This window comes from Xylophilus sp. (genome assembly GCA_009914555.1).
GTDB lineage: Bacteria > Pseudomonadota > Gammaproteobacteria > Burkholderiales > Burkholderiaceae_C > WNDY01.
The window spans coordinates 1-8,349 of record WNDY01000099.1; the positions used below are offsets into that span (position 1 = coordinate 1).

15 protein-coding genes are annotated in these 8,349 nt (G+C 52.2%); 14 read left to right on the forward strand and 1 reads right to left on the reverse strand.

The features are described 5' to 3' along the window. The 5 genes from GAK38_RS22715 to GAK38_RS22735 form a co-directional block, all read left to right on the forward strand. Positions 1-243: transposase (locus GAK38_RS22715; RefSeq protein ID WP_325347151.1), on the forward strand; the 243-nt coding region annotated here is incomplete at its 5' end. Then, complete coding sequence (locus GAK38_RS22720) at positions 240-584, forward strand: hypothetical protein (RefSeq protein ID WP_325347150.1); 345 nt, start codon at positions 240-242, stop codon at positions 582-584. The genes GAK38_RS22715 and GAK38_RS22720, both read left to right, overlap by 4 nt. Before the next feature lie 80 nt (positions 585-664). Continuing rightward, positions 665-1,423, forward strand: coding sequence for a glycosyltransferase (locus GAK38_RS22725; protein ID WP_325347176.1), 759 nt, complete (start codon positions 665-667; stop codon positions 1,421-1,423). Positions 1,424-1,996: 573 nt separating this feature from the next. After that, the gene (locus GAK38_RS22730; RefSeq protein ID WP_325347177.1) at positions 1,997-2,860 is read left to right on the forward strand and encodes a hypothetical protein; all 864 of its coding nucleotides are present in this window, start codon (positions 1,997-1,999) and stop codon (positions 2,858-2,860) included. 26 nt (positions 2,861-2,886) lie between these two features. Next, entirely contained in the window at positions 2,887-3,093 is a 207-nt protein-coding gene (locus GAK38_RS22735) for a hypothetical protein (protein ID WP_325347178.1), read from the forward strand. Positions 3,094-3,210: 117 nt separating this feature from the next. Here the strand turns inward: GAK38_RS22735 and GAK38_RS22740 are convergent, their stop codons facing one another. Next, positions 3,211-3,393, reverse strand: a complete 183-nt coding sequence (locus GAK38_RS22740) for a hypothetical protein (protein WP_325347179.1) — start codon at positions 3,391-3,393, stop codon at positions 3,211-3,213. A gap of 79 nt (positions 3,394-3,472) precedes the next feature. Between GAK38_RS22740 and GAK38_RS22745 the strand changes: the two genes are divergently transcribed. From GAK38_RS22745 to GAK38_RS22785, 9 genes are all read left to right on the forward strand, one after another. After that, the gene (locus tag GAK38_RS22745; protein WP_325347180.1) at positions 3,473-3,808 is read left to right on the forward strand and encodes a hypothetical protein; all 336 of its coding nucleotides are present in this window, start codon (positions 3,473-3,475) and stop codon (positions 3,806-3,808) included. A 36-nt stretch (positions 3,809-3,844) separates the two neighbouring features. Further along, positions 3,845-4,297, forward strand: coding sequence for a GNAT family N-acetyltransferase (locus tag GAK38_RS22750; RefSeq protein WP_325347181.1), 453 nt, complete (start codon positions 3,845-3,847; stop codon positions 4,295-4,297). Between the two features lie 152 nt (positions 4,298-4,449). Then, positions 4,450-5,208, forward strand: a complete 759-nt coding sequence (locus GAK38_RS22755) for a hypothetical protein (RefSeq protein ID WP_325347182.1) — start codon at positions 4,450-4,452, stop codon at positions 5,206-5,208. Continuing rightward, on the forward strand, positions 5,177-5,734 hold the full coding sequence (locus GAK38_RS22760) for a hypothetical protein (RefSeq protein WP_325347183.1): 558 nt from the start codon (positions 5,177-5,179) through the stop codon (positions 5,732-5,734). Before GAK38_RS22755 ends, GAK38_RS22760 begins: the two co-directional genes overlap by 32 nt. A gap of 353 nt (positions 5,735-6,087) precedes the next feature. Beyond that, a complete protein-coding gene (locus GAK38_RS22765; RefSeq protein WP_325347184.1) occupies positions 6,088-6,519 on the forward strand; it encodes a DUF7768 domain-containing protein in 432 nt (143 codons plus the stop codon). Continuing rightward, the gene (locus GAK38_RS22770; protein WP_325347185.1) at positions 6,519-6,713 is read left to right on the forward strand and encodes a hypothetical protein; all 195 of its coding nucleotides are present in this window, start codon (positions 6,519-6,521) and stop codon (positions 6,711-6,713) included. Before GAK38_RS22765 ends, GAK38_RS22770 begins: the two co-directional genes overlap by 1 nt. After that, on the forward strand, positions 6,710-7,042 hold the full coding sequence (locus GAK38_RS22775; protein WP_325347186.1) for a hypothetical protein: 333 nt from the start codon (positions 6,710-6,712) through the stop codon (positions 7,040-7,042). The genes GAK38_RS22770 and GAK38_RS22775 overlap by 4 nt, the downstream gene beginning before the upstream one ends. Then, positions 7,039-7,293, forward strand: a complete 255-nt coding sequence (locus GAK38_RS22780; RefSeq protein WP_325347187.1) for a hypothetical protein — start codon at positions 7,039-7,041, stop codon at positions 7,291-7,293. The genes GAK38_RS22775 and GAK38_RS22780 overlap by 4 nt, the downstream gene beginning before the upstream one ends. 548 nt (positions 7,294-7,841) lie before the next feature. Then, positions 7,842-8,349 (forward strand): transposase (locus GAK38_RS22785; RefSeq protein ID WP_325346951.1); only part of this gene is annotated, 508 nt, incomplete at its 3' end.

Here is an 8,349-nt window from a genome sequence, read left to right on the forward strand (position 1 = left end):
GTGGCGCAGAACGTCAATGGTCGCCGCTCGGCCATTGACGGGCGCACGACGCGCCATTCCGGCTATGGGGTCAGCTTGCGCATCCGCAAGCGCATCGAGGAGGCGTTCGGTTGGATCAAGACCGTCGCGGGGCAGGACAAGACGAAGTTCCGTGGCCGCGACCGCGTCGGATGGGCCTTCACCTTCGCGGCCGCCGCCTATGATCTGGTGCGGCTGCCGAAACTGTTGGCGGTGTCGTCATGAGCGCGGCCCCGAACTGCCGCCTGATTGGCCGCTGGCGGATCGTCGAGGCCGATCTATGGGATCGGGATTATCTCGACCTGGTTGACCCCGCCACAATCACCATCGGGGCCAACGGGCATGGCGAAATCGCCTTCGGTGCGATGCAAGCGAGCCTCGATCTCGGCTACAGCACGTCCATGGTCTTCTTCAGATGGCGCGGAAGCGATGAAATGGACGAAGTATCGGGCGACGGTCATGCCGAGTTACTCGATGATGGCGCGATCGAGATCACGTTCGCATACGATAGCGGAGACGAGGCCGTGCTGAAGGCCAAACCAGAGACTTCTTCAACAGCCTGCTAGATTATGGTAACATCGCAGCGGTCGTTGCACGAACGGTGTCAGATGTCTATACACGCATAGTTTTAGGCCAACGAAACCAATTGAGTGAAGGTTATACCGGGCGAGCGAAATGGCGTCAGAAACACATAGCCCCAACGCTAAGGTATTTTTTTGAACGGGCCGATGCAATTGTTTCTGTTTCAAAGGGCGTTTCTAAAGATCTGGGCGAAGCTCTAAAGTTACCTGATCATCAGCTTCATGCCGTTGACAATGCTGTATACAATTCGACACTTGAAGAACAATCATTGGAGGACATGCAGCATGTTTGGTTTAAAAATAAAGAAATCCCCGTAATTCTCGCAGTAGGGAAGCTGAAGCCCCAAAAGGATTTTGAAACACTAATAAAAGCATTTGCAAAAGTCCGAACCAAAATTAAAGCTCGTCTGATCATATTGGGCGAAGGTCCAATGCTCTCAGATCTCAACCTATTGGTAGAGAAGTTAAATATCACAGATGATGTTATATTTGAGGGCTTCGTTCAAAATTCGTTTAAGTACATGCGCAACGCTGATTTATTTGTTCTGTCCTCGAAGTATGAGGGGCTGCCTGGTGTTTTAGTCCAAGCTCTAGCCTGTGGTTGCCCTGTCGTGAGCACGGACTGTCCGAGCGGACCAAGAGAAATTCTTGAGAACGGAAAGTACGGTCTTCTTGTTCCGGTTGCAGATGCGAATGCCTTAGCAACTGCCATCATCGAACAACTTCAGACCCGGTACGATCGTGATTATCTGCAAATCAGAGGACGGAGCTTCTCTGAAAAAGAGGCTGTGCGAGGCTACCTAAGGGTTTTATTCGGAAACTAAGCGTTGAGCGCAAGTCCATGAACTTCTACTTTGGGGCAGAAATAAAAAGCCCCAGCTCGTGGGTATCTTTAACGAGCTGAGGCCATGCGTACAGCCTGTCTGCGGTGACGTCGATACGCATCAGTATCTTCTCACAAATGCGTGCCAATGCAATGTACGGTAGCGTACAGAGAGGCGATAGTTTCAATCTCGCTGTACCCACAAAATCACGAGACATAATAGGCCGAACCCTGCCATCGATATTGCCAAAGCCATATTAATAGCGCTGATCCAGTCCATGATCCCCTCCTGATAAAAACGCGATGGTACAGTTTGTGGTTGAAATGCACAAGTCGTGCAGGGAACGAAACCACACCCAGAAGTCGATCCCCGAGCAATAAAAAAGCCCCGACGAGACGGATCTAGTCGGAGCTTTGCGCACAGCAGTATTTGGCAGACCGTCTTCGCGCCAACTCATCATCTCATAAATCCACGCCTAATCAATGTACGCCACCGTACAGATAGGCGTTTTTTCAGTCGAGAGCCGCACCAAAACTGCGTGACTTCCGCAAATATAATTCCAAGGACAATCAAATGAACAAAACAACGTTCTTCGCGTATGCGAGGCGCGCACCTTTTGGCGGCCGTTTGAGCCAAGCTCAGGTTGATGGCACATCGGCTATCTTGGCCGAAGCCGAGCGCCGCAATCTACCCGACGAGCAGATCGCTTATATTCTTGCGACTGTCTTTCATGAGACAGGCGGCAAGATGCAGCCGGTTGTTGAAAACCTGAATTACACCAGCGCGGCTCAAATTCGGAAGACATGGCCGAAGCGTTTTTCGTCGATTGCGGCCGCCCAGCCGTATGTTCGCCGGCCTCAAAAGTTCGCAAACAAGGTCTATGGCGGTCGCATGGGCAACGATAATGCAAACGATGGTTGGCTTTATCGCGGGCGAGGCCTGCCTCAGATTACTGGCGAGGAAAACTACAAGAAGTTCGGCATTGCCGATGCGCCGGAGAAGGCGCTTGAGCTCGGGACGGCCATCCGCATCCTGTTTGAAGGAATGGTGCTGGGCAAGTTCACGGGGCGAAAGCTCGCGGATTATTTCGGCAAGGGCAAAGCAGATCCTGAAGGCGCGCGAGCTATCGTCAACGGCACCGACAAGGCCACGCTAATTGCTGGCTATTATCGCAACTTCCTAGACAGCCTTATCGCTGCCCGTGAAATGAAAGCCGCTTCTGCTGATGACGCTAAGCCTGATGACGTGCCTTTGCTCAAGGATAAGACGGTGCAAACCATCGTCGCAGCTGGTGGCGGTACGTTTCTGACCGGTCTTATCAGTGCTGTTTCAAATCCGTGGGCATTTCTGACTGTCGCCTTAGTCCTCGTCGCCATCGGTGGTGGCTTCTGGCTGTGGCATACGGGCAGGCTCGAATTGAAGAGGGTGGCAGCGTGACTTGGCTTGCAAACATAAAGGCACGCATGACAGGCTACGCCGTGGCAATCGCTGCGGCGCTGGCTGTCCTTGTCGGCGCGTATCTCAAAGGACGGTCTGATAGCAAAACGGCTCAGACCGCGCGCGACGCACAATCCGCAACCAAAGCAAGGAAGATAGAAAATGAAGTCAGCCGTCTTGATGACAGCGCTGTTGACGCTCGGCTTGCTAAGTGGATGCGCGACAAGCGGTAATTATTGCGATGTTGCGCGAGCGATCTACGCCAGTCACGACGACACAACAGAAACCAAGCGCCAGATCCTGGCCGAGAATGAGAAAATGGAAAAGCTGTGCGGGGTACGGCCTTGAGGTCAGTTGCCCAAAGGCTCGGTCACTCCCGGGGTTTGCTCTTTCGGCATGAACGCCCGTCCTTCTTCGTATTTCACGATCAAGACTATAGCCGCCAGTGCAACAATCACCGGCACCGTGATGCATAAAACTCGCAGAACCGCACCGAAGATTTCGCCAATCAAACTGTTCGATACCTGTCTCATGCCGCAATCATATCAGCAAAGACCTTAAGCGAACACAAAGGGGCACATTAACTATGTTTAATCTAAAGAGAAACGAAGCATGACCGGACCTGAAATCATGGGCGTTGTCGGCTTCATCGTGATGTTGTTTGGCTTTTTGTTTGGCCTTTGGAAGTACGTCGACAGCAAGATCAACGCCGCGAGAAATGAAACGGCCGCTAAAGCCGAAGCAGCCACGGCGCTTGCCGCACTGACGCGGCAGGAGCTGTCAGATTATAAGCTGCGATCAGCCGAAACGTTCGCCACAAAGGCCGGGATGCAGGAACAGACCTCGCAGATCATGCGCGCAATCGAAAGCGTTGCAAACCGTATTGATGGGCTGACCGAGCGCATGGATCGTGTGTTTGAGCAGAAGACGACGCGGGTGAGGGGGTGATATGAGTCCGTCGATTTTTAGTTTATAAAGAGTTTGATGCGACCAGTGATCAATTTACGTCTAGCGGCCCAAAACGATCTTGATATTGTTGCTTCCGTTTGGCACGAAAGTGCTGCTCAAATGGATGCAGCAGTCATCATGCCTTTAGTCGTTGATCTCCGGACGCGTATTGATTTTGAACTGGAAAATGGATGGCTCCTCTTTGTAGCAGAAAGTGCCGATAAGATCGTCGGTATGCTGGCGTTAAAACCTAAAGAAGGTAGACTTGATCAGATTTTTGTACTTCCCTCTTTTCAAGGCAAGGGAATTGGCGCCGAATTTATAAAAGAAGCCAAAAGACAAATGCCGGCCGGTTTTACTCTCCGAATGGCCGAAGGTAATACCAGCGCAGCTGGGTTCTACAAACATTTAGGATTCAAAATTGTCGGACGTGGGCCACACCCTGTTTCCGGCACATGGGTGCGTTATTATCGGTGGACATTTGATTGACAAGAGAAAGTTTTTCAAATTGGATTTTTGATATATGGCGCTGCACTCGATAGAAATGTAGGCGTTCTTTACACTTGACGCCCCTTTCACTTCCACCACAATGACAAATTGCGGGCCACCAACCCGCAAGCCAACCAACACGAGGAGACTGTATGTCCAATGACAGACAGCGGGCGAACACGCGCCTTTCAAAACAAGAACTAACCCGCCGTGTTGCTGCGTATCAGCAGCACGGCACTATAACGAAGGCTGCCCACGCGTGCGGTGTCAAGAAGTCTGCATTTCACGACAGCATCAAACGCGCGGCTGAGCTCGGATTGATGGGTCCGAAGGAAACGCTACCAGGCTATGCAATCAAAAGCCTGATCGAGACGCCTAACGGCACATACATGCGCCAGGCGAAAGAGTCTGGCCCTGTTTATGAGGCGACTGCCGGTCCGGCGGTAAAAGGCAAGACGACGCTCGTTAACAGCGAAGGCCGCATCGTAACGCAGCACATCATGGAACGCGCGGACGCTGACCAACAGCGTGCCGCGATCACAGCCATGGTTGAAGCGCTTAAAGAAGATTTGCCCCGCGTATCTATCATGCCTGCGCCGAAAGGTTGTCGCGAGGATCTGTTGAATTTCTTTTGTTTAACTGATGCGCATTTCGGCATGTTGGCTTGGAGGGAAGAAACCGGCGCTGATTATGATATTGAGATTGCCGAGCAGCTTGTGACTGATTGGTTTGCGGCGTCGATCGATCTGGCGCCGGATGCGCATACCGCTGTTTTTGCGCAATTGGGCGACCTTGCTCACTACGACAGCATGGAAACAGTAACCGCCTGCAAGCAAGCATGTTTTGGATTCGGATTCACGTTTACAGAAGATCATCCGAGTGATCATCCGCACGGTACGTCGTGTGATTGATATGTTGCTGCAAAAGCACCGGCATGTGCATATCATTATGGCGCAGGGCAACCACGATCCGGCCTCATCTGCATGGCTCCGGGAAATGCTGGCGGCGATGTATGAGAATGAACCGCGCATTACCGTAGATAACTCTCCCAGCCTCTACTATGCATATGAGTGGGGCAGCACTGCAATCTTTGCACATCACGGTCACAAGCGTGGCGTCAACAATGTCGATGCAACGTTAGCCGGTAAATTTCGCGAAATGTACGGACGTAGCAAATATGCCTACGCCCACATTGATCACCTGCATTCTGACGAAGGGCGCAAATCAGGCCTGATGTATGTAGAACGCCATGAAACACTTGCCGCTCCTGATGCTTATGCTGCGGGCGGAGGATGGCTTTCGGGCAGAAGCGCGAAGATTATCACTTATTCAAAACTACACGGAGAAGTTTCACGCCTTACACTTAGGCCGGAAATGGTCCCAGGGAAGTATGCGGCGGCTAATGATAATGCGGATAGTCAAAGGGCTGCAGCCTAACTGTCAGCCCTTTTGGGACGCTAGATAGTCTGCGACGGCCGCTCGAATTTCAGTCTCAAGTTGGTTGGTTCGTGCAAAAATTTCTTTCATGGCTAGATCCTTATTGTCGATGAATGGGGAATGCATTGTTCCGTCCAACGGTGGAGCTATCGGGCCATATTCCACGACCACTTTCTTTCCGGAGAACTGCACAGTGATGGATGCTGACTGAGTTCCCAATGTACTTGGCATCTAATATTTGCATATCGGCCTCCCTGATTGTTTGTCCACTGTAGGCTTGGAAACCGCATCCAGACAATACCAACCCCACGCCGCCCACCAACCGGCGTTTCACCACAACACGAGGAGAGAATATGCTTGAAGAAGCCGAAGACAAAGCCGCACGTGCCGCTGTTGAAAGTCAGCGGTCAAGGTCAGGGGTTATAAGGTGCCTGCCAAAACCTTATAACGACAACCGTCAATCACTCGTTATCATCGAAACGCCGTACAGCGGCGACGTGGAAGGAAACATAGCATATGCACGAGCGTGCCTCTTAGACAGCCTGCGGCGAGGCGAGGCGCCGATTTCTAGCCATTTGCTGAACACACAAGTGCTGGACGATATGCAGCCCGATGAACGGTCCTTGGGGATAGAGGCAGGCCTTGCCTGGTATCGTGTGGCGACGAAATGCGTTGTTTACACTGATCGTGGTATCAGCGGCGGAATGAAGATGGGCATCGATCGAGCGATGCAGCACGATGTGGCAGTTGAGTATCGAAGCATTGAGAATAGGGCAGCGGCGTGATGGGCGAAAATATTGCAGCAATTAAACTTGAGCGTCACATCGAGGAGAGAATTGCAGCAGCCGTCCTTGCAGAAAGGCAGCGATGTGCCGCGATAGCGATCTGCGTATTCGACGATGAATATGCGTGGTCGGATATACATAGAATTGCAGGAGGCAGTATTGCCGAAGTCATCCTTGCAGGAGATTCAGCATGAACCAATTCCATGTTGGGCAAAAAGTGGTCTGCATCGATTCAGTCGTTGGCGTTGAGCAATACCTCGAGGTGAAGGAAGGCCAGATTTACGAGATAGAGTGGATCGGACCTTTTGAGCATTATATTCACGGCTCTTACATCGGCGTACGCCTCAAGGGCGTAGATCGCAGAACTTGCCCGCAGTTTGGTTATGAAAACCCGCCGTTTGCTGCAAGGCGCTTCCGACCGCTTGTGGAAGGCAAGCTGTCAGCGTTGCGTGGCTTACTGGCGGGCGGACCTGTGACAGAGAAGTTCGAAGAGCCAAAGCGGAAGGTGAGGGAGGGTGTATGACGGCAATTATAAGCGACGGTGGCTCGACTAGCTATTACGAGCTGCCTGAAGGTGCAAACGAGTTAAACGACCTTATTGAACACAAACGCATGTCCTTTGCGCTCGGCAACATCTTTAAGGCTTGCTACCGGTTTGGTGAGAAGGACGTGGCTAGCCGTCTTTATGATCTGAACAAGATCATATTCTTTGCGGAGAGATTGAAGGCGATCGAACTGCGCGCCAAAAATCGGACGGCTAGTATTACAACCTAAGTTATTTTAACCGCACATTAACCTTGATAGCATTTACTAAGTTGGCTGGCTGATCCAACCCGTACCGATCCCTCCCGCCGGCGAAAACCCAAAAAACCCGCTCAGATAATTCACTGGGCGGGTTTTTCGTATCCGTGCGATAAAATAACCCTATCGAGGCGGGTCAGCTTAACCAGGTTACTTTTTCGGTGGGCCAACGCGATCGAGCAACTTGTAATCGATCTCAGCACAGTCGTTCGTTGACTGATCTTCAGCGCACTTTACATCTACCTTGAAGCCTTTATCCTCAACGCGGATGTGTGCTGACTTTCCGGGAGGCGGACCTCTGTGTGGCGGAGGTGGTGGTGGCGTGCCCGGCGCTTCTGCAGATGGAGGTGCAGGTGGCTTAGGCGGCTCCTGCGCTAGTGCAGAGCTTGAAATCATAGCGAGTGCAGCGGCAGCAATAAGGACGATCTTCATTGCATTACTCCTAGCAGGCTGTTGAAAAAGGCCTGGCGTGAAGACTTTGGTCGTGATTCATTGGCTTTGTCGAGATTCGGAGTTGATGGATGCGTGGCGGCGATGTGAGGACAGGTCAACTCTTCAGTTATGTCGATCTGGAGGATCGTGTTCGTCGTGATCATCCGCTGCGGGCAATCCGGCAGATCGTGAACGACGCGCTCGTTTTGCTGGAACGGGAGTTCGCAGCGCTCTATTCGCCGATCGGGCGGCCATCGATCGCGCCTGAAAAGCTTCTGCGCGCCATGCTTCTGCAAGCCTTCTATTCAATCCGCTCTGAGCGACTTTTGATGGAGCGGTTGGAATACGACCTTCTATTCCGCTGGTTCGTCGACATTGGCATTGACGATCCAGCTTGGGACCATTCGGTGTTTTCGAAGAACCGCGACCGGCTGCTGGAAGGCGACATCGCCGCGAAGTTCCTGGGTGCGATCCTTTCGCAGCCCAAGGTAAAGCGGCTGCTGTCAACGGACCACTTCTCTGTCGATGGCACGCTGATCGAAGCCTGGGCGTCGATCAAGAGCTTCAAGCCGAAGAACGGCTCGGGCGAATCACCAT

Coding starts and splice junctions, on each gene's coding strand:
- GAK38_RS22720 (WP_325347150.1), top strand. CDS start 240: ATGAGCGCGGCCCCGAACTGCCGCCTGATTGGCCGCTGGCGGATCGTC.
- GAK38_RS22730 (WP_325347177.1), top strand. CDS start 1,997: ATGAACAAAACAACGTTCTTCGCGTATGCGAGGCGCGCACCTTTTGGC.
- GAK38_RS22735 (WP_325347178.1), top strand. CDS start 2,887: ATGACAGGCTACGCCGTGGCAATCGCTGCGGCGCTGGCTGTCCTTGTC.
- GAK38_RS22740 (WP_325347179.1), bottom strand. CDS start 3,393: ATGAGACAGGTATCGAACAGTTTGATTGGCGAAATCTTCGGTGCGGTT.
- GAK38_RS22745 (WP_325347180.1), top strand. CDS start 3,473: ATGACCGGACCTGAAATCATGGGCGTTGTCGGCTTCATCGTGATGTTG.
- GAK38_RS22750 (WP_325347181.1), top strand. CDS start 3,845: ATGCGACCAGTGATCAATTTACGTCTAGCGGCCCAAAACGATCTTGAT.
- GAK38_RS22755 (WP_325347182.1), top strand. CDS start 4,450: ATGTCCAATGACAGACAGCGGGCGAACACGCGCCTTTCAAAACAAGAA.
- GAK38_RS22765 (WP_325347184.1), top strand. CDS start 6,088: ATGCTTGAAGAAGCCGAAGACAAAGCCGCACGTGCCGCTGTTGAAAGT.
- GAK38_RS22770 (WP_325347185.1), top strand. CDS start 6,519: ATGGGCGAAAATATTGCAGCAATTAAACTTGAGCGTCACATCGAGGAG.
- GAK38_RS22775 (WP_325347186.1), top strand. CDS start 6,710: ATGAACCAATTCCATGTTGGGCAAAAAGTGGTCTGCATCGATTCAGTC.
- GAK38_RS22780 (WP_325347187.1), top strand. CDS start 7,039: ATGACGGCAATTATAAGCGACGGTGGCTCGACTAGCTATTACGAGCTG.